The sequence below is a fragment of the Nakamurella flavida genome, from assembly GCF_030811475.1.
GTDB lineage: Bacteria > Actinomycetota > Actinomycetes > Mycobacteriales > Nakamurellaceae > Nakamurella > Nakamurella flavida.
Genome location: NZ_JAUSQV010000001.1, coordinates 2,119,822 through 2,139,726, shown reverse-complemented (window position 1 = coordinate 2,139,726; position 19,905 = coordinate 2,119,822). Strand labels below are relative to the sequence as shown.

Below are 19,905 nucleotides of genomic sequence, written 5' to 3'. Positions count from 1 at the left end.
AGAATCATGCTCGCGACGTTCGTGATCGGGCTCCGCGAGGGCCTCGAGGCCGCGCTCATCGTCGGCATCATCGCCGCGTTCCTGACCCGCAGCGGCCGTCGCGACGCGCTGGTGCGGATGTGGGTCGGAGTGGGCGCCGCGGTGCTGCTCTGCCTGGCCGTCGGCATCGGGTTGCAGGTCGTCAACGCCGGTCTCCCGCAGCGCCAGCAGGAGATGCTCGAGTGCGTGGTGGCCGCGGTCGCCGTGCTGATGATCAGCTACATGGTGCTGTGGATGCGGCGGCACAGCCGGGACCTGCGCGGCGATCTCCAGGCCGCCGCCGGATCGGCGCTGGCCAGTGGGTCGGCGCTGGCCCTGGCGTCGATGGCCTTCCTGGCCGTCATCCGGGAGGGCTTCGAGACGGCGGTCTTCCTGCTCGCCGCGTTCCAGTCCGCGCTGTCGCCCGTCGAGGCCGTCGTCGGCATCGTGCTCGGGCTCGCCCTGGCGATCGTGCTCGGCTACCTCATCTACCGCGGCGGGGTCCGGCTCAACCTCTCCCGCTTCTTCCGCATCACCGGGGTGGTGCTGGTACTGGTGGCCGGCGGCCTGGTGATGAGCACCCTGCGCGCGGCCTACGAGGCCGGCTGGCTCACCGGCGGCCAGCAGCAGGCGGTCGACCTGTCCGCCGTGGCCCGGCCCGGTTCGGTCGTGGAGTCCCTGCTCACCGGGATGCTCGGCATCCGCTCGGCGATGCCCCTGGTCGAGGTGCTGGCCTGGGTGCTCTACGTCGTGCCGATGCTGGCCGTCGTGCTCTGGCCGGTGAAGCGCATGCCGAGCCCGGCCGGTCTGCGGCGGCTGCTCGCCGGGGTCGGCGCCGGCGCCCTGGTGCTCGCGCTGGCCTTCGCCGTGCTGGCGCCGTCCGCCCCCGCCCCGCTGGTGCAGGCGGGCGCCCCGGCCGGACCGGCCGCGCTGGCCGGCACCCGGGCGACCGCCGGCCAGGCCGACGCGAGCGTCGACGGGACGGCGTCGGTGCAGCTGTCCGGTCTGACCGCCGGCGACACCGGCCGCCTCGCGCTCACCCCCGGTAGCACCGTGCAGGCCGAGATCACCGCCACCGTCGACGGCGGGGCGTCCACCATCACCGTGCCCCTGACGGTCGGCGGGGCGGACACCGTCGGCGGCCTCGCCGCGGTCGACCTGATCGGCTCTGCGGCGGGGACGGCCCTGGACGCCGACGCTGTCGTGGCGGCCGGTCTGCCCGCCACGGTGACCGGCACCCAGGTGGCTGCGGCCAACGGCGGCCGCTTCCCGGTCGGCCTCCGGTCGGGCGACGCCGACACCGCGATGGCCGTCGCCTACGTCGACACCACGCAGGCGACCGTCCGCATCGACCCGGTCTCCGGCGAGATCCTCGGCGTCGACCTGGCCCGGACCACCGCACTGCGGGTGACCACCCCGGCCGGCAGCACCATCCCCGTCGGCGACGTCGCCTCGCTCACCGCGGGCTGGACCGAGCAGGTGCGCGCCGACCAGGTCGCGCTGGCCCGGGCCGCCGCCGGCCAGCGGGATCAGCACCAGGTGCTCGGTCAGGTCGTCCCCGCCCTGGTCGGGGTGTTCGGGGTGACCCTGCTGATCGCCGCCGCCCTCGTCGGCCGCCGCCGGTCCCGCGTCGTCACCGGGTCCGGGCCCGCTCCCGACCGACGGCCGCCCGTCGCGGCTTCCCCGCAGATCCCGGCGCCGAGCGTCACCCGCTCCTGAGCCATCCCGCCCCCGAGCCACCCCCCCCGTCACACCCCGAGCGGCTCCGGCCGCCCACCCCTGGGAGTTCGCATGCGCATCCACCGTCCCGGCTCCGTCCGGCGCCCCGTCGCCGTCACGGCCGCCGCCCTGACCGCCCTCACCCTGGCAGCCTGCGGGTCGAGCCCGGCCGCCTCCACCGGCGCGGCCACCTCGGCGGCCACGTCCGCCGCGGAGTCGTCCGGCGGGGCCGGCTCGACCGGGAGCTCGACGCCGGCCGTGGACGGTCAGGTCACGGTGACCGTCTCCGACGCGGACGGCTGCACCGCCAGCCCGGACACCGTGCCGGCCGGCCCCGTCACCTTCACGGTCACCAACCTGGACGCGGTGGGGGTGACCGAGGTCGAACTGGTCTCCGACCAGCGCATCGTCGGCGAGCGGGAGAACCTGGCGCCCGGCTTCGACAGCACCTTCTCCGCCCGGCTCGACGGCGGCTCCTACGAGATCTACTGCCCGGGCGGGTCCACCGAGCGCCGGGCGTTCACGGTGACCGGCGGACAGGCGCAGGAGCAGGGCGGTGACGTGGGCGCCCTGCTCACCCAGGCCACCGTCGACTACGCCACCTACGTCGACGACCAGATCGAGTTCCTGCTGCCGCCCGTGCAGGAGCTGGCCGACGCGATCCGGGCCGGTGACCTGGCCGCCGCCCAGCAGGCGTACGCCAAGGCCCGCCCGTTCTACGAGCGCATCGAGCCCGTCGCGGAGTCGTTCCCCGACCTGGACCCGGCCATCGACCTGCGTGAGGGCGACGTCGAGGCCGGCACCCCGTGGACCGGTTTCCACCCCATCGAGAAGGCGTTGTTCGTCGACCGGACCACCGACGGACTGACCGAACTGGCCGACCAGCTCGTGGCCGACTGCGCCGAGCTGCAGAGCAAGGCGGCCGAGCTGTCCGCGGCCACCACCGCCGGCTCCGGCGGCTACCAGGCCTTCGAGATCGCCAACGGTGCCTCCGGCCTGCTCGACGAGGTGCTGGCCTCCAAGATCACCGGCGAGGAGGAGGCCTACAGCCGTATCGACCTGCTCGACTTCGAGGCCAACGTGGAGGGTTCGCTGCAGGCCTTCGCCACCCTGAAGCCCGCGTTGGACGTCATCGACCCGACCCTGGTCCCGCAGATCTCGTCCCAGTTCGACGCGCTGACCACGACCCTGTCCGCCTACCGCGACCCGGCGGCGCTGGGTGGCTGGCGGCCGTACGACCAGCTCACGACCGAGGACAAGAAGACGCTGACCGACGCCCTGCTCGCCGTGCAGGAGCCGCTGTCGGCGATCTCGGCCAAGATCACCACCTGATCGAAGGTCCGTTCCACCGTTCGACCCGTTCCACCGCCGCACGTCCGCCCCGCCGCCTGTCTCGGAGAGTCATGAGCCCCACCCGCGAACCCGGGCCGTCCCGCCGCCGCTTCCTCGGTGGTGCCGCAGCGGCGACCGCCGGTCTGGCCGTCGGCGGCGCCGCCGGCTTCGGGATCCGGGAGGCCACCGCCGCCCCGGTGGCGCAGGCCGCGACGGCGGACCTGGGTGCGGCGTCGGTGGACCGGGCGGCCGCGGTGGTGCCGTTCTACGGCTCGACCCAGGCGGGCATCACCACCGCGCAGCAGGAACGGTTGATGTTCGCCTCGCTGGACGTGACGACGACCGACGTGCAGGAGTTGGCGCGCATGCTCGGCCGGTGGGCGGCGATGGCGGCCCGGTTCACCGCGGGGAGGCCGGTCAGCGATTCCCCGGTGCGCGACGAGCAGCCGCCGTTCGACACCGGCGAGGCGGAGGATCTCGGCCCGCACTCGCTGACCATCACGGTGGGGTTCGGGCCGTCGCTGTTCGACGACCGGTTCGGCCTGGCCGACCGGATGCCCCCCGAGCTGACGCCGTTCGGCACCATCCCGGGTGACGCGGTGATGAAGCCGGGTCTGTCCGACGGCGATCTGTGCATCCAGGCCTGCGCCGATGATCCGCAGGTGGTGTTCCACGCGATCCGCAACATGGTGCGCGCGGCGCGCGGCACGGCGGTGCTGCGCTGGTCCCAGCTCGGCTTCGGGCGCGCCTCGGCCACCGGGGCGGGCCAGGTGACGCCGCGCAATCTGTTCGGGTTCAAGGACGGCACCAACAACATCCACGCCGACGACGTGACCGCCGTGCAGGAGCAGGTGTTCGTGCCCGCCGCCGCGGACGCCGGTCCGACGGCGTGGATGGCCGGCGGCTCCTACCTGGTCGCGCGGAAGATCCGGATGGAGATCGAGTCCTGGGACACCGACCCGTTGACCGACCAGGAGCGCATCTTCGGGCGGACGAAGTCCAGCGGTGCCCCGTTGACCGGCGGTGAGGAGTTCACCCCGATCGACTTCGCCGCCCAGGCCGACGGCAAGCCGGTCATCGACGTGGCCTCCCACGTGCGGCTGGCCGCCCCCGAGACCAACGGCGGGGCGCGGTTGCTGCGGCGCGGGTACAACTACACCGACGGACAGGACCCGGATACCGGGAAGCTGGCCGCCGGGCTCTTCTTCATCGCGTTCCAGCGAGATCCGCAGACCCAGTTCAAGGCCATCCAGACCCGCCTCGGCCGGTCCGACGCCCTGAACGAGTACATCGCGCACATCGGCGGCGGCCTGTGGGCCTGCCCGCCCGGGGTGAGCGGAGCGGGCGACTGGTTCGGCAAGGGTCTGCTCGGCGACCTGGTCTGAGGTCGGCCGCCCGTCGACCCCCGACCGGGCCGTCGACATGATCTCGGACTCGTCCTTGTGAACGCTCATACCGGGTGAGCCGCAGTGCGCGCTCCGTGGTCGCCGGCTGCCGGGTTCACCCGACGGTCGCCTGGAGTACCCCTGGGGTTCCCGACGATCTGCGCCGGAGATACCCTCTGTGACCGAGGTCCAGGTAGTCGCTCCGTCACCAACCGCCACCGATAGTGGGCATTGGGGGTGGACACCATGACTATCCGCCATGAAGTCGTCGTAACGGTTACGTCAAGTGGTGCCGATTGCTCCAAAAGAGTCAAAAATCGGCTACTCTGTGGTAGAAATGTTTGAGCGTCGTACGTTCCGTGGTGGGTGATCACCCACCTGGGCTTACGGCCGGGTGGGTCACTCGACATCACGCGGGCGCTCGACCGGGAACACCGCGTTCCCGCACCGACGATTGACGGGGGTCCGTTGTGTCACAGGCGTACGACGCGCACACACAGGAGCTGTTCGCTGCAGCTGTCTGTCGCGCGTTACGCGAGTCCCGGCGTCGGCAGAAGCTGACGCAGGCGGACGTCGCACAGCGCACCGGGGGGCTGGTGAGCAAGGCGGCATTGGCGAACTACGAGACGGGTCACCGCTCGTTGCGGATCGACGTGCTGTGGGTGATCGCCCGGGCACTGGGGGAGGACCTGGGCGGTCTGCTCAACATGGCCGAACGGGGTATCGGCCGGTGGCAGAGCACCGCCGGAACCGGGTCGGTGACGGTCGACATCGACGAGGTGATGGAGGCGGAGGATCCGCGTCTCGCGCCCGTCCGTCGGTGGTTCGAGCTGCGGTCCGGTGGGGGGTCGGCCTCGGCGATGACGTTGGACGACGGCGCCATCCTGGCCCTGGCCGCCCTGATGAACGTGTCTCCGGCCGAGTGCCGGGAGATCCTCGTGGGCACCGCGGCGGAGGCCGGCGGTGCGCCGGTGCCGCTCCCGGAGCAGGACTCCGGGCCCGTCGCCGGTCGGCACGGGGACGATGTGGCCGAGCGCACCGGCTTCCGGGGGGAACCGGCCGCGATCTGAGGCGTCGACCGTCGGGGACAATGGCCCTGCCGGCACTGTGCGTGCCGGTCGAACGTGTCCGGGGTCATCACCCCGACGGTCGAGTCTGCTGAGGAGCCGCGTTGAGCGACGATCGAGTGCCCGGGCCCATCGACCACGAGAGCCCGGAACCCGACCGCCCGGCGCAGGGGGACGGCACCGTCCCGGTGCAGGATGCGGCAGCCGATCCGTCCGTCGGACAGGGCGAGCCGGATCGGTCGGACGAGCCCGGCGGCACGTCCGCCCGCCGCCGTCCCGGGGTCGTCGTCGCCGCCGTGGTCGGGGCGCTGGTGGGTGTGGTGGCCCTGCTCTACCTCATCAACCTGGGCACGACCAGCGGCGAGATCGAACGCAACACGAGCATCGGCGGCGTGCAGGTCGGCGGTCTCACCCCCGAGGAGGCCCGGACCCAGCTCGCCGACCACCTCGGCGGCGACACGTACGGCGCCTCGGTGACCCTGCAGACGGCGTCCGGCCCGGTCGAGTTCGTCCCGCAGGACAACGGTCTGACCTACGACGTCGCGGCGACCGTGGCCGCCGCGCCGCTGCGCGCCGCCGACCCGGTGTCCTGGGTGCGGTCCTTCTTCACCGAGCGGACGGTCGACGCGCAGGTCGGCATCGACGACGCCGCCTTCACCGGCTGGCTGACCAGCACGGCCGCGGCGACCGATGTCGCGGCCGTGGAGGGGGACGTCCGGCTGGACGGCACCACCGTCGTGCAGGTCGATCCGGTCGTCGGGTCGGCCATCGACGTGCCGGCGGCCGCCGCAGCACTCGAGCAGGCCTGGCGGGCCGGCCCGCAGGCGTTCCAGGCGGCCACCCTGCCCCTGGTCCAGTCGCCCGTCCGGGCCGGGGCGCAGGCCACGCAGGCGGCGGCCGATCAGCTGCGTGCCGCGGTCTCCGCACCGCTGGTGCTGGACGCCGGTGGCACGACGGTGGAGCGGACCGCCGCGGACATCGCCGCGGTCACCACCGTCACCCCGGACGCCGCGGACGGGTTCACCGTCGCGGTCGACACCGCCACCCTCCGCGCCCCGGTCACCCCCCAGGTCGAGGCCACGCAGACCGCCCCGGCCGATGCGTCGGTGGCCATCGTCGCCGACGCCCCCGTCATCACCCCCAGCACGGACGGCCGCACCGTCGACTGGAACGCCACCCAGGCGGCGATGTCCGGTGCCGTCCTGGCGGCCGACCCCGCGGCGCGCGCCGTCCCGGTGGTCTACGTGTCCGCGGCGCCGGCGCTGAGCACCGCACAGGTCCAGGCGCTGGGGATCAACGAGGTGATCGGCGAGTTCACCACCGGCGGCTTCGCGTCGAACTCCGGCGAGAACATCCGGGTGGTGGCCGAGAAGGTGAACGGCGCCATCGTGCAGCCGGGCGCCACGTTCTCCCTGAACGACTTCACCGGCCAGCGGACCAGCGCCGAGGGCTACGTGCCGGCCGCGGTCATCCAGGAGGGCCGCATCTCCAGCGCGGTCGGCGGCGGCATCAGCCAGTTCTCCACCACGCTCTACAACGCCGGGTACTTCGCCGGCATGGGCGACGTGACGCACACGCCGCACTCGTTCTACATCTCCCGGTACCCCCCGGGCCGGGAGGCGACCGTCTACGACGGCGAGATCGACATGGCCTTCTCCAACGACTACCCGACCGGCGTCCTCATCCAGACCATCTGGACCCCGGACGACATCACCGTCCGGCTGTGGGGGACCAAGCACGTCGAGGTCGAGTCCGTCACCGGCGACCGGTTCGACACGACCCCGCCGGAACGCGTCGTGATCCCCTACGGCGAATCGTGCAGCGCCTCGGGCGGGACGAACGGCTTCTCGATCGTGGACACCCGGATCATCCGGGACCTCAACGGCGCGGAGATCCGCCGCGAGAACTTCACCACCGTCTACAACGGCCAGCAGAACATCGTCTGCGCCCCGGCGCCGGCGCGCGCCACGCCCTCCACGACGGCGGCGCCGACCACCGCCGCCGAGGTCCCGCCGGCCGCGGCGGGCGGCTGACCGTCGCCGGCGAGCCGATCGCCCCGGGTGGGCGGTCGGGGGCGTGGGCACGTACCGGTGGTGGCCCACGCCCCGATAGGCTCGATCAGCCGTATCCGGACGTCCTGCGTCCGGCCGGCCGCCGTGGCGCAATTGGTAGCGCACCCGACTTGTAATCGGGCGGTTAGGGGTTCAAGTCCCCTCGGCGGCTCCCTGTCGCAACCCCCTCCGACCCGCTCCCGGGCCGATGTCGGGATGGAGACGCATCCCACGACCGGCGCCGATCGGCCGCTCGCCGGGTAGTCTCGGGTCACCACCGAGGAACTGCCCCGCCGGTCGATCCCGCCGGGCGCCCGACCTCCTCCCCGCTCGTCGTCCCTCTCGTGACGCCGAGGCGGATGCCGCCCCCTCGTCGTGCCGGTGCCCGTTCCCGTGCCCGCCCCGTTGACGCTCCTGCTCGCGGCCCCGCTCTCCGATGGACACCGCCGCGATCCGCGGCCCCCCTGAACCGCACCGAACCGCACCGAACCGCGCCCCCCGTGCCGGTCGGCGCCGGCGTTCCTCCTCCTGCGGCGTCGTCCCCGTACCGCCGCCCCCCCCGCCCCCTGCCTGAAGGATCTCCGATGACCGCTCCCGTTCCCGCCACCCGCTCCGGTCGATGCGACTGCTGCACCACCGCCTACGCCTCCGGGGATCTGATCCTGTGGGACTCCGGTGTCCGCGGCTGGGTGCTCGTCCCCCACGAGAGCGCGGCCAGCCGCAACCGCCGGCAGAGCACCACGCCGCTGCGCCGGATGAGTTCCCCGGCGTCCTGACCCGCCCCGGCGCCCGGGCCCGGCGCTCGCCCCTGCGCCCCGAGCGACCATCACCACCGAACGACGAAGCCCCCGTCCGCATGATGCGGACGGGGGCTTCGTGACGGAGCGGGCAGGACCCCGGGTCAGCGGGCGGTCTGCCGGTCGTGCTCGTCGTGCGCCTTGCTGAGCAGCTCCATGAAGTCGTGTTCCTCGCGGATGAACTTGCGCTTCTCCTCGGGAAGCGCCTTGATCGCCGCCTCCTCCTTGACGAAGGAGTCCCAGACGCGGGCGCGCTCGGCCGGGTCGTCGGTGTACTCCGGGTTCAGGTAGTTCTGGGCGTGCACCTTGGCCTCGGTGATCGCGTTCAGGGCCTTGCCCTTGGGGCTGAGCAGCGACGCCAGGACGGTGATGATCAGGACGCCCAGGATGACCGAGAGGGACAGGCCGGTGCTGATCTCGATGACGCCGACCGGCTCCCCACCGTTGATGAACGGCAGGTTGTTCTCGTGCAGCGCGTGCAGGATCAGCTTGACGCCGATGAAGCCGAGGATCGCCGCCAGCCCGTAGGACAGGTAGATGAGCCGGTCGAGCAGGCCGTCGATCAGGAAGAACAGCTGGCGCAGGCCCATCAGCGAGAACGCGGTCGCGGTGAACACGATGAAGGTGTTCTGGGTGAGCCCGAAGATGGCCGGGATGGAGTCGAGCGCGAACAGGATGTCGGTCGCGCCGATGGCCACCATGACCAGCAGCATCGGGGTTAGCGCCCGCTTGCCGTTCTGCAGGGTGAACAGCTTGTCGCCGTCGTAGTAGTCGGTGGTGTGGAAGATCTTGCGGGTGAGCCGGATCAGGAAGTTGTCAGCGGAGTCGTCCTCGTGGCCGCTGGGCTTGAGCAGGTTCCCGGCGGTGAGCAGCAGGACCAGGCCGAACAGGTAGAACACCCAGGCGAAGCTGTTGATGAGCGCGGCGCCCAGGAAGATGAACCCGGTCCGGGCGATCAGCGAGAAGACGATGCCGAACAGCAGCACCTTCTGCTGGTCCTCGCGGGGCACCTTGAAGCTGGTCATGATGATCAGGAAGACGAACAGGTTGTCCACCGAGAGGGCCTTCTCGGTGACATACCCGGCGAAGTACTCCGAGCCCATGGTGCTGCCACCGAAGACCCAGACGCCGATGCCGAACACGATGGCCAGACCGACGTAGATGCTCGACCAGATGGCCGCTTCCTTGAGCGTCGGGGTGTGCGCCTTGCGCACGTGGAAGATGAAATCGAACAGCAGGAGAGCTGCGATCGCCACGATGGTGGCGATCCAGATGACGGGGGACACGGTCATGTCGGAGGGGGACCCTTCGGCGGCGATCTGAGGACGGGAACGACGCACCTCCCGGGGGCGTTCTCCGGGCTGTGCGTCTCGTCCTGTCCACGAACAGGACGGGCGCCGGGTTCCCGGCCGGCCCGCTGGAGTCGTCCGACGCCTGTCGGGTGGATCACTGCGAGGAATCCGGGCATCCCCGGACAGCATCCGTGCCTGATCCCCGGGCCTGGGCCCGCCCCGCCCCGGCCGACCCGGGTGGCAGGATCGGCCCGGCCGGGTCGACGGTCGGCGTACCGGCTGAGAGGTGGAGCGTCATGGGTGTGTCGGCGGAACGCAGTGCGCAGGTCGTCCGCGAGGTTCCCACCGGGCTGTTCATCGGTGGGGAGTGGCGGGCCGGGGAGTCCACGTTCGAGGTGGAGAACCCGGCGACCGGCGAGGTGCTGACCACCGTCGCCGATGCCGGAGTGGCCGACGGTGCGGCCGCGCTGGACGCCGCCGTGGCGGCCGGTGCGGAGTGGGCGGCGACCGATCCGCGGGCCCGGGCGGAGATCCTCCGCCGGGCGTTCGACCTGCTGACCGCGCGCGCCGAGGACATCGCCCTGGTCATGACGCTGGAGATGGGCAAGCCGCTGGCTGAGGCGCGCGGCGAGGTGACCTACGGCGCGGAGTTCCTCCGCTGGTTCTCCGAGGAGGCCGTCCGCATCTCCGGCCGCTACGCCGTCGCCCCGTCGGGCGGGACACGGCTGCTCACCATGAAGCAGCCGGTCGGCCCGGTCTTCGCGATCACCCCGTGGAACTTCCCGCTGGCCATGGGCACCCGCAAGATCGGCCCGGCGCTGGCCGCGGGCTGCACGGTGGTGATCAAGCCGGCGGCGCAGACCCCGCTCACCACGCTCACCCTGGCGTCGATCCTCACCGAGGCCGGACTGCCGCCCGGGGTCGTCAACGTCATCCCGACGACGTCCTCCGGGGCGGTGTCGGCGCCGATCATCGCCGACCCCCGGCTGCGCAAGCTCACCTTCACCGGCTCGACCGGGGTGGGGAAGAAGCTCATCGCGCAGTCCGCGGAACAGGTGCTCAAGGTGTCGATGGAGCTCGGCGGCAACGCCCCGTTCCTGGTGTTCGGCGACGCGGATCTGGACCGCGCCGTCGAGGGCGCGGTGCTGGCCAAGATGCGCAACATCGGCGAGGCGTGCACGGCGGCGAACCGGTTCATCGTCCACGAGTCGGTGGCGAAGGAGTTCGCCGCGCGGCTGGGCGAGCGGCTGGCCGCCATGCCCGTCGGGGCGGGGGTGGACGACGACACGAAGGTCGGTCCGCTGATCGACGCGGCGGCGGTGGAGAAGGTGAGCGCGCTGGTCGCCGACGCCCTCGATGCCGGCGCCACCGTGGTGACCGGCGGTTCGGCCATCGACGGCCCGGGCCACTTCTACCGGCCCACAGTGCTCGCCGACGTGCCGCCGACGGTGCGGATGTTCCGCGAGGAGATCTTCGGCCCGGTCGCCCCGGTGGTCACGTTCACCACCGACGACGAGGGGATCGCGCTGGCCAACGACACCGAGTACGGGCTGGTCGCCTACGCCTTCACCCAGGACCTGACCCGTGCGCTGACCGTCGCCGAGCGACTGGAGAGCGGGATGGTCGGCATCAACCAGGGGGTGGTGTCGAACCCGGCCGCTCCGTTCGGCGGCGTCAAGGCCTCCGGCCTCGGCCGCGAGGGCGGCTTCGAGGGCATCGAGGAGTACCTGGAGACCAAGTACGTGGGGATCGCCCTGTAGTTCCCGCGCACCCGGGGCCCGCCGGTGACGGGCCCCGGGTGCGCAGGTCAGGCCGCCGCAGGCGTGCTGGCCCGGCCGAACCTGCGCACCGTGAACGAGGCGACGGCCAGCGAGATGCCGCCGACGACGGCGAAGACGCCGACGACCCAGAGCACCGACAGGATGCCGCGGCCTGGGTTCACCAGCAGCGAGATCCCGAAGATCACCGCGCAGACGCCGAAGACCATCGTCCAGACCCACTGCTTGAAGCCGGCCTTCCGCAGGGCCAGCGCCCCGGCGATCGAGGTGAACCCGGCGAGCAGGGCCCAGAAGGCGATGACGTAGAGCAGGGCGACCGCGGTGATCACCGGCCAGGCGATCGCGACGACGCCGGCCAGGATCGACACCACCCCGGTGAACACCGACCAACCCCACTTGTGCCCGGCCTTCTTCTCCGACAGCGCCATGACGATGGACGCGATCCCGTCCAGGAACGCGTAGATCGCGAAGACGAAGACGATGGCGAGCACGGTGATGCCCGGCCAGCCGATCGCCAGGACGCCGAAGACCACCGCCCCGACGCCGCGGGCGAGGAGCAGCCACCAGTACTGCCGGGCGAAGGCGCCGAGCCCCGGGCCGAGATCGAGGGTGCTGGTCATGACGGTTCCTCCTGCTCGCGAAACGGGACGCGCCCATCATGACACTGCGTAGTGTTAACTAGACACATAGTCATCCTGGTTGGCGGATGTATCCGGGTGGGTGTTCCTCGCTCCGGTGGTCATGACGACGATCAGCCGCTGGGTGACCGGATCAGGCCTGGCCCCGGCACGGATGATGCCCCCGGCGCAGCGCCGTCCCGCGGAGGTCCGGATGCGCCCCGGTGATCCGAAGGCGGCCCACCGGGTGCCCATGCGGGTTGCGCCCGAGCACGCCGTCCCCGACGGTCAGGACCGGGTGTCCGGGTCGCTGTCCACGGCGTGATCCTCCGGCTCGTCCTCGTCCATCGGGCCGAGCCCCATCAGGCTGGGCTCCAGGAACGACTTCTCGTCGGGGCGGAAGCGCAGCACGTTCTCCACGTAGGACTTCGTGGCGGCGTCCATGCCGACCTCGGACCCCTGCGCCTCGGAGAGGAACCAGCGGTGCTCGAGCACCTCGTGGAACACCTCGGCCGGTTCCAGCTTGGACGACAGGTGCCCGGGGACGGCCTCGATGACGGGCTGGAAGACGTCGGTCATCCAGTGCCGGGCGACGGTGTCCTCGTCGGCCTCGGTGTCGGGCATGACGGCCTGGCCGCGGTAGGTGTCCAGGTCGTTGAGGATGCGCCTGGCCTGGTTCTCCTGGACGTCCATGCCGGTGAGGGAGAACAGCCGCCGCCGGTGGTGGCCGGCGTCGACGACCTGGGTCTGCACCAGGACGTGCGGCTCGCCCTCCTTCTCGTTGATCTGGATCTGGGCGAGGTCGTAGCCGAGCTCGTTGAGCCGGCGCAGCCTGCGCTCGATGCGCCACCACTCGTCCTCGCCCATGGTCTGCGGCTCGGTGAGCTCGGCCCAGAGGCGTTCGTACCGGGAGATCACCGACATCGCGGTCTCGAGCGGATCCACCGACTCGGGCAGCATCTCCGACATCTGCAGGTCGAGCAGCTCGCCGGCCAGGTTCGTCTCGGCGATGTCCAGGTCCTGCAGGCGTTGCCCGGCCGAGAGGCTCGGTCGCAGTTCACCGGTCTCCGCGTCGACCAGGTACGCCGACAGGGCGCCGGCGTCGCGGCGGAACAGGGTGTTGGACAGGGAGCAGTCCTTCCAGGCGAACCCGGCCAGGTGCAGGCGGACGAGCAGTTCGGCCAGCGCGTCGAGCAGCTTGGGTTCGAGGTCGGCGTCCATCCGGCGGGAGAACAGCGCCCGGTAGGGCAGCGAGAAGCGCAGGTGCTTGGTGACCAGGGCGGCGTCCAGCGGTTCGCCCTCGGGGGTCATCCGGTTGGCGACGACACCGACGGCCTGCACGGTCGGGATGCCGAGCTTGGACAGTTCGCGGAGCAGTTCGTACTCGTGCTGGGCCAGCCCCTCGCTGATCTCCTTGACGGCGTACACGGTGCCGCTGATCCGCACGAAGCGCACCACGTGCCGGGAGATGCCCCGCGGCAGGACGACGAGACGGTCCTTGGGCCACTCCAGCAGGGGGGTCGACCAGGGCAGGGTCAGCAGGTCCGTCGGGTCCGGCCCGGTCGCGAATTGCATACGCACCCGGCCAGCCTGGCACACCCCGGTTCCCCGGGCCGGTCTGTTCCCCGGGCCGCTCCGGTCAGGACGACCCGCCCGGGGTCTCCACGATGACGGTGGTCGCCTTGACGACGGCGACGGCCATCCGCCCCGGTTCCAGACCGAGCTCCCGGGCGGCCTCGCTGCTCATCAGCGAGACGACGGTGTGCGGGCCGCACTGCATCTCGACCTGCGCCATCACCCCGTCCGCGATCACCCGGGTGACCAGCCCGACGAAGCGGTTGCGGGCCGAGCGCCGTACCCCGGACGGGTCGGCCGCCGGGGTCGCGTGGTTCCGGGCGAACTCGGCGAGGTCCACCCCGTCGATGACCTTGCGGCCGGAGGCGTCCTTCCCGGCGGGGAGCGTGCCGGCGTCGACCCAGCGTCGTACCGTGTCGTCGCTGACGCCGAGCAGTTCGGCGGACTCCCGGATCCGGTACTGGGTCATGGGGGGAGCGTAGGTGCCGTGCGCCGCGCGCTGGACGATCCGGCGTGGAGCCGTCGGCCGGGAGGAGAACCATGACCGGTGCGCAGCGACCGCCCGCGACGACCCACCCCGCTGTGCTGGTCGTCGGCGCGTCCCGCGGCCTGGGGGCAGCGGTCGTCGAGGAGTACGCCGGCCGGGGGGCCCAGGTGGTGGCCACCGTGCGCGGCGACGCCCCGACCCCGGTGCAGGAGGTGGCCGATCGGGCCGGTGGTGCGGTCGAGATCGAGCACGTCGACATCTCCCGGCCGGGGGAGATCTCCGATCTCGCCCGGCGGCTGGGCGGGCGGCGGTTCGACCTGCTCTTCGTGGTGGCCGGCATCCAGCTGGCGGCGGCCGACGCGTCCGCGGCGTCGTCGAGCGACGCCGACTTCACCGCGATGATGATCACCAACGTGCTCGGGGCCATCCGCGCCGTGGAGGAACTCGGCGAGCTGGTCGACCCGGCGGGGACGATCGCCGTGATGTCCTCCGGTCAGGGCAGCATCACGAACAACACCACCGGCGGGTTCGAGATCTACCGGGCGACCAAGGCCGCGCTGAACCAGCTGATGCGCAGCTACGCCGCCCGCCGCGCCGGGGAGGCGCGCACCCTGCTGCTCATGGCGCCGGGGTGGGTGAAACACCGGACTGGGCGGGGCGGGTGCGCCGTTGACCGTCCAGGACAGCATCCCGCCGCTCGTCGACACCGTGGACGCCTGGCGCGGGCGCACCGGACTGCACTTCCTGGACCGGAACGGGGACACCCTCCCCTGGTGACCGGGGCGGGTGTCCCGTCCCGCCGCGACGGCCTTCCCCGGTTCGGGCCCGGGGGCGTAGAACAGTCGGCCATGGACCGACTCGGGAACCAACGGATCGCCGACGCCCGGCTGACCGACTGGCGCAAGCTCGCCCAGGGCCTCGCGGCCCGCTTCGTGCTGGACGGTCCCGGGGCCGCGCCGGCGTTCGTGTCCGAGATCCACGCCGTCGCCGAGGACGTGGTCGCCCACGCCGACGTCCGGCTGGCCCGGGGGGTGGTGGACATCGCGCTGTGCACCCGGGTCGACGGGCGCTGGGTGACCGACCGGGACGTCGAGCTGGCCCGGGCGATCAGCGCGGTCGCCGCGGCCCGGGGTGCGCGTCCCGCGCCGGCGGAGGTCACCCAGCTCGAACTCGCGCTGGACACCGTGCGCGAGGAGGCCGTGGCACCGTTCTGGGCCGCCCTGCTCACCGGGTCGACCGACAACCGGGTGTACGACAGCGTCTTCGACCCCACCGACCGCATCCCCAGCGCCTGGTTCCAACGCACCGATCTGCCCGGTCCGGTGCCGCAGCGCTGGCACTTCGACCTCTGGCTGGCGCCGGAGGCCGCGGCGGGCAGGATCGCCGCGGCCGTGGCGGCGGGCGGCACCGTCGTGGACGACGCGGGCGCTCCGGCGTTCACCGTGCTGGCCGACGCGGACGGCAACCGGGTGTGCGTGTGCACCTCGCTCGGGCGGGGGTGAGGCGACCGTGCACATTCCCGATGACCGGCCGCCGCCGGATCGACCCGCCCGCGACACGACCGCGCCGGACGTGGTCGCGCTGGACGCCAGGGCCGCGCACGTGGTCCGCAACCATCGGCGCGCGGTCGCCGCGATCGACCGGACTCCGTTCACAGCGCCGGCGGCCGACGAAGACGTGGTCCCTGCGAGCCTCGACCCCATGGGCGCACACATCTTTCGGGGGAATCCCTCCCAGCACAGTCGTTCGACTCGCTAACATTCCCGGATGAGCACCCGCGCCCCCAGGTCCCTCTTCATCGCCACAACTGCCCTTGCTGCCGCTCTGCTGGCGGCGTGCGGTTCGCAGCCTTCAGCCACCGGCACATCCAGTGCCGCCGGCTCGGCCTCGGCGACCATGACGCAGATGTCCACGTCCTCGGCGCCGTCGAGCACATCTGCGCAGTCGTCGTCGTCATCCTCTACTTCGTCTTCGTCTTCGTCTTCGTCGGTGGCGAGCAGCCCGACCTCGGCCACCAGCGCGTCGAGCCAGTCCGTGGACAGCACCACCCCGGCCGGCTCGGCGCCGGGCTCGGAGGCGACAATCTCGGGCAGTGGAGGCGTGATCAAAGCCGGTGCGGGCACGAACCTTCCGGCCCAGGTCGGTACCTGGGTCACGGCGGACGCGGGAGGCCAGTACCCCGTCTACACCAGCGGCGACAGCTCGGTCTCCCTGAGCTTCCTGGCCGGCTCGGACTACGACGGCATCGCCACCAACGTGACCAACAGTCGGACGGTCGTGGGTGCCGGCGTCTGCGGATCCACCTCGGTGGAGACCAACCTGACCTGTTACCTCAAGACCGCCGATGGCGTCATCAACATCTCCGCGGACGGCAGCACCACACCCCTGGTCGCCCTGGTCGATTTCGCCGACCAGCTCACCACGACCCTCGGAACCAGCTGATTCGACCGACCGTCGGTCGATCCGAGGAGCACCTGGGACAGCGACGAGTGGTCCTCGCCGGCCCGGTGCCTGAGACGGGCTGCACCGGACATGCAGCCGCATTCCCCGCTCAGCGAGGCCGGCGCCCGCGTGGCAACGGCCCCTATGTGCGGGGGGCACGCCAGCCCGCGTCCACGGCGTCCTGCTCCGTGCAGAGCCACCGCTCGCCCCGGTCGGTGTCGATGCGGGTCTCGTCGTAGGAGCGGCTCCCGGGCAGGTGGTAGATCCGTTCGCCGTCGCCGTTGATGTTCCCCTTGATCAGGCAGCCGGCCACCGGGGCCGTGGTCGGGACGGCCGTGCTCGAGGTACTCGGGGTAGGTGTCAGGCCCGGTGATCCGGGCAGCGCCTCGCCCGGGCACCCGATCAGCACCGCCGTCATCGCGTCGCGCTCGGTCGGCGTGACCCAGGCCCCGTACCGCTGCTTCACCGCGATCTGCCGCGCGACGTACGGGCAGCGTTCCGTCGCGGCCGGCGGCAGCCAGGAGGCCGCGTCGCTGTCGCCCTTGGCCTGGTTGGCGTCACCGTCGACGGCGAGCAGGTTGAGCGGGTCGTTCGCGAACGCCGTGCGGGTGGGCTCGTCCCAGCTCTGGGCGCCGGTGCGCCAGGCCGCGGCGAGCGCGACGACGTGGTCGATCTGGATGTCGTCGCTGGTGCCGTCACCCCGGAGGAACGGCATCGCGGCCCCGGTGTACGGGTCGGCCAGGACGCCCGACGCGACGACGCACGCCGATCCGGCCCGGAACACCACGTCGGTGAGATCCCGGGCCAGCACGTCGTTGCGGGTGTCGCAGCCGTTGCGGTCGACGTCGGCCCAGCGTTGCCCGAAGGCGTCCCGGGAGTACCCCGTCGAGGGCGCCCGGTCGGCGACGGCCAACCCGGCCAGCGCCTCCGCCGCCGGGCCGGAGGGGGCGACCAGTGCCGCGGCGCCGGTCGAGGGTGCCGCACCCCCGGGGGTCGGCGCCGGAACCGACCCGGTCCCGGTGCAGCCGGCCAGCAGCAGCGCGAGCACCGCCGCCGTCACCGCCGCCCGGCGCAGGGAGTGCCGCACCCGGCTACACGAAAATGCTGATGACCAGCACGCCGCCGAGTCCGCACACCGAGATGAGGCACTCCAGCACGGTCCAGGTCTTCAGCGTCTGCCCGATCGTCGTGCCCAGGTATTCCTTGACCAGCCAGAAGCCGGCGTCGTTGACGTGGGACAGGAACACCGAGCCGGCGCCGATGGCCAGCACCATGAGCGAGACCATCGGGGTGGAGAGGTCCGCGGCGACGGGGGTGAGGATGCCGGCCGCGGTGACGGTGGCGACGGTGGCCGACCCGGTGGCTATGCGGATGAACACCGCGACGAGCCACGCCAGGATCAGCACGGAGACACTGCTGCCCTCGATCGCGTCCGCGATGACCTGGCCGATGCCGGTGTAGATGAGCACCTGCTTGAGTCCGCCGCCGGCGCCGACGATGAGCAGGATGCCGGCGATCGGCGGCAGGGAGCGCTCCAGCGTGCTGGAGATGCCCGCCTTGCCCATCCGACCGCCGCGCCCGAGGACGACGATGCCGACGATCACGGCCAGGGTCAGCGCGATGGTCGGCGTGCCGACGAAGTCCAGGAACGACTTCCACGCCGCGTCCGATCCCTCGGCCCAGATGTCGGCGATGGCCTTGGCCAGCATGAGGACGACGGGCAGCAGGATGGAGAACAACGCCGCGCCGAACGACGGGCGCGGGCGCTCCTTCGCGGCGGCGCCGTCGGCGTCCTCACCGGTGGTGAACAGGGCGGGGACGGAGACCGGCGCCCAGCGCGCGGCGAACGTGCTGAACAGCGGGCCGGCGATGATCACGGCCGGGATGGCCACGATGACGCCGAACGCCAGGGTCAGGCCCAGGTTGGCGTTCAGCGTGGTGATGGCGACGAGCGGGCCGGGGTGCGGCGGGACCAGACCGTGCATGGCCGACAGCCCGGCCAGCGTCGGGATCGCGATCTTCATCAGCGGCAGACCGGAGCGGCGGGCGACCAGGATGATCACCGGCATCAGCAGCACCAGGCCGACCTCGAAGAACATGGGCAGCCCGATCAGCGCGCCGACGAGGCCCATCACCCACGGCAGCGCCTTCTGACTGGACGCCCCGACCAGGGTGTCCACGATGCGATCGGCGCCGCCGGAGTCGGCGAGCAGCTTCCCGTACATCGCGCCCAGGCCGATGAGGATGCCGACGCCGCCCATGGTCGAGCCGAAGCCGGCCGCGAACTGGGCGATGGAGTCGGCGGGGGACAGCCCCGCACCGATGCCGATCCCGATGGCGCCGACGAGCAGGGCGAGGAACGGGTGCACCTTCAGCCAGGTGATCAACGTGATGATCGCCGCGATGCCGACGAGGGCCGCGACGATCAGTTGGGTCTCGCTGCCGCTGGGGGCGACTTCGTCCATGGGGGCCTCGTCAGGTGTGGGGGCGGGGGTCGGTCGGTCCCGGGGAACCGTCGGGCCGACCCTAGACCGGGCGGGCCCTTCGGTGGGCCCCGATCCCGCCACCGGTCCGGGGAGGGGCGGCCGGCACTCACTTCTCGGCCGCGTACCGCTCCGCCGCGTCGGCCAGCGCCCGGAACAGTCGCCGGTCGGTGTCGGTCTCCGGGTGCCACTGCACCCCGACGCAGAATCGCGCCCCCGGCCGTTCCATCGCCTCCAGCGTCCCGTCCGCGGCCCACGCCGCGGATACGAACCCGGGGTGGGTGGCCACGGCCTGATGGTGGTGACAGGGGACGGTGGCGTCCGCCCCGAGGATGTCGGCCACGCGCGAGCCGGCTGTCACCGCCACCTCGACCGCACCGTAGGCGCGGTCACCCGGGCGGTGCCCGTCGTGGCCGACGAGGTCGGGCAGATGCTGGTGCAGCGTGCCGCCCGCCTGCACGGCCAACAGCTGCATGCCCCGACAGATGCCCAGCACCGGGACCCCGCGGTCCTCGGCGGAGTTCAGCAGGGCGAGCTCGCTGACGTCCCGGTCGTCGCGCCAGCCGGCGGTGGCCGGGTGCGGGTCCTGTCCGTAGCGGGAGGGGTTGACGTCGGAGCCGCCGGCGATGACCAGGCCGTCGAGCCGGGCCACCACCGCGTCCACCTCGTCGGCGACACCCAGCGGGGGGATCAGCACGGGGGTGGCCCCGCCCCGGCTCACCGCGTCGGCGTACGCGGCCGGGAGCACGGCGGCGTCCACGCCCTGCCAGATGCCCCAGGTCGCGGGCACCCGGTAGGTGCTGATGCCGATCACCGGTCGCGTCATCCCGTGATCCTTCCCCCCGCGACGACGCCCGGCACA

The 19,905-nt window shown here is 72.2% G+C and carries 18 protein-coding genes and 1 tRNA gene; 11 read left to right on the top strand and 8 right to left on the bottom strand.

Annotated features, from left to right (window positions below):
• Positions 1 to 6 precede the first annotated feature (6 nt).
• From efeU to J2S58_RS09580, 7 genes are all read left to right on the top strand, one after another.
• A complete protein-coding gene (efeU, locus tag J2S58_RS09610; protein ID WP_205258108.1) occupies positions 7 to 1,737 on the top strand; it encodes an iron uptake transporter permease EfeU in 1,731 nt (576 codons plus the stop codon).
• A gap of 72 nt (positions 1,738 to 1,809) precedes the next feature.
• On the top strand, positions 1,810 to 3,069 hold the full coding sequence (gene efeO / locus J2S58_RS09605; RefSeq protein WP_205258109.1) for an iron uptake system protein EfeO: 1,260 nt from the start codon (positions 1,810 to 1,812) through the stop codon (positions 3,067 to 3,069).
• A gap of 71 nt (positions 3,070 to 3,140) precedes the next feature.
• On the top strand, positions 3,141 to 4,454 hold the full coding sequence (efeB, locus tag J2S58_RS09600) for an iron uptake transporter deferrochelatase/peroxidase subunit (RefSeq protein WP_205258110.1): 1,314 nt from the start codon (positions 3,141 to 3,143) through the stop codon (positions 4,452 to 4,454).
• Positions 4,455 to 4,924: 470 nt separating this feature from the next.
• The gene (locus tag J2S58_RS09595; protein ID WP_205258111.1) at positions 4,925 to 5,524 is read left to right on the top strand and encodes a helix-turn-helix domain-containing protein; all 600 of its coding nucleotides are present in this window, start codon (positions 4,925 to 4,927) and stop codon (positions 5,522 to 5,524) included.
• Between the two features lie 101 nt (positions 5,525 to 5,625).
• Positions 5,626 to 7,554, top strand: a complete 1,929-nt coding sequence (locus J2S58_RS09590) for a VanW family protein (protein WP_205258112.1) — start codon at positions 5,626 to 5,628, stop codon at positions 7,552 to 7,554.
• 117 nt (positions 7,555 to 7,671) lie between these two features.
• Positions 7,672 to 7,744: transfer RNA gene (locus J2S58_RS09585), tRNA-Thr, on the top strand.
• Between the two features lie 412 nt (positions 7,745 to 8,156).
• On the top strand, positions 8,157 to 8,348 hold the full coding sequence (locus J2S58_RS09580) for a hypothetical protein (protein WP_205258113.1): 192 nt from the start codon (positions 8,157 to 8,159) through the stop codon (positions 8,346 to 8,348).
• A gap of 125 nt (positions 8,349 to 8,473) precedes the next feature.
• On the opposite strand, the gene J2S58_RS09575 is transcribed toward J2S58_RS09580, so the two are convergent.
• Positions 8,474 to 9,661, bottom strand: a complete 1,188-nt coding sequence (locus J2S58_RS09575; protein ID WP_205258114.1) for a TerC family protein — start codon at positions 9,659 to 9,661, stop codon at positions 8,474 to 8,476.
• 296 nt (positions 9,662 to 9,957) lie between these two features.
• On the opposite strand from J2S58_RS09575, the gene J2S58_RS09570 reads away from it, so the two are divergent.
• Entirely contained in the window at positions 9,958 to 11,421 is a 1,464-nt protein-coding gene (locus J2S58_RS09570; protein ID WP_205258115.1) for an NAD-dependent succinate-semialdehyde dehydrogenase, read from the top strand.
• A 47-nt stretch (positions 11,422 to 11,468) separates the two neighbouring features.
• Here J2S58_RS09570 and J2S58_RS09565 read toward each other — a convergent pair whose 3' ends face one another.
• Entirely contained in the window at positions 11,469 to 12,059 is a 591-nt protein-coding gene (locus tag J2S58_RS09565; RefSeq protein WP_205258116.1) for an HdeD family acid-resistance protein, read from the bottom strand.
• A gap of 79 nt (positions 12,060 to 12,138) precedes the next feature.
• Here J2S58_RS09565 and J2S58_RS09560 point away from each other — a divergent pair, with 79 nt between their 5' ends.
• Entirely contained in the window at positions 12,139 to 12,381 is a 243-nt protein-coding gene (locus tag J2S58_RS09560; RefSeq protein ID WP_205258117.1) for a hypothetical protein, read from the top strand.
• Here J2S58_RS09560 and J2S58_RS09555 read toward each other — a convergent pair.
• Together J2S58_RS09555 and J2S58_RS09550 are read right to left on the bottom strand one after the other, a co-directional pair.
• Entirely contained in the window at positions 12,345 to 13,631 is a 1,287-nt protein-coding gene (locus J2S58_RS09555; protein WP_205258196.1) for a DUF4032 domain-containing protein, read from the bottom strand. The genes J2S58_RS09560 and J2S58_RS09555 overlap by 37 nt on opposite strands.
• A 64-nt stretch (positions 13,632 to 13,695) precedes the next feature.
• Positions 13,696 to 14,100, bottom strand: a complete 405-nt coding sequence (locus tag J2S58_RS09550; RefSeq protein ID WP_205258118.1) for a TOBE domain-containing protein — start codon at positions 14,098 to 14,100, stop codon at positions 13,696 to 13,698.
• Between the two features lie 71 nt (positions 14,101 to 14,171).
• Here J2S58_RS09550 and J2S58_RS09545 point away from each other — a divergent pair, with 71 nt between their 5' ends.
• On the top strand, positions 14,172 to 15,620 hold the full coding sequence (locus J2S58_RS09545; RefSeq protein WP_205258119.1) for an SDR family NAD(P)-dependent oxidoreductase: 1,449 nt from the start codon (positions 14,172 to 14,174) through the stop codon (positions 15,618 to 15,620).
• A gap of 252 nt (positions 15,621 to 15,872) precedes the next feature.
• Here the strand turns inward: J2S58_RS09545 and J2S58_RS09540 are convergent, their stop codons facing one another.
• Positions 15,873 to 16,166: a hypothetical protein gene (locus tag J2S58_RS09540; RefSeq protein WP_205258120.1), complete on the bottom strand. Its 294-nt coding sequence runs from the start codon at positions 16,164 to 16,166 to the stop codon at positions 15,873 to 15,875.
• A gap of 52 nt (positions 16,167 to 16,218) precedes the next feature.
• Between J2S58_RS09540 and J2S58_RS09535 the strand changes: the two genes are divergently transcribed.
• Positions 16,219 to 16,560 (top strand): hypothetical protein, encoded by a 342-nt coding sequence (locus J2S58_RS09535; RefSeq protein ID WP_205258121.1) that lies wholly within the window; start codon positions 16,219 to 16,221, stop codon positions 16,558 to 16,560.
• A 142-nt stretch (positions 16,561 to 16,702) separates the two neighbouring features.
• On the opposite strand, the gene J2S58_RS09530 is transcribed toward J2S58_RS09535, so the two are convergent.
• The 3 genes from J2S58_RS09530 to J2S58_RS09520 all read right to left on the bottom strand — a co-directional run bounded on the left by J2S58_RS09530 (position 16,703) and on the right by J2S58_RS09520 (position 19,869).
• Positions 16,703 to 17,647: an HNH endonuclease family protein gene (locus tag J2S58_RS09530; RefSeq protein WP_205258122.1), complete on the bottom strand. Its 945-nt coding sequence runs from the start codon at positions 17,645 to 17,647 to the stop codon at positions 16,703 to 16,705.
• Positions 17,648 to 17,651: 4 nt separating this feature from the next.
• Positions 17,652 to 19,025: a GntP family permease gene (locus J2S58_RS09525; RefSeq protein WP_205258123.1), complete on the bottom strand. Its 1,374-nt coding sequence runs from the start codon at positions 19,023 to 19,025 to the stop codon at positions 17,652 to 17,654.
• Between the two features lie 127 nt (positions 19,026 to 19,152).
• The gene (locus tag J2S58_RS09520; RefSeq protein WP_205258124.1) at positions 19,153 to 19,869 is read right to left on the bottom strand and encodes a gamma-glutamyl-gamma-aminobutyrate hydrolase family protein; all 717 of its coding nucleotides are present in this window, start codon (positions 19,867 to 19,869) and stop codon (positions 19,153 to 19,155) included.
• Between the last annotated feature and the right edge of the window lie 36 nt (positions 19,870 to 19,905).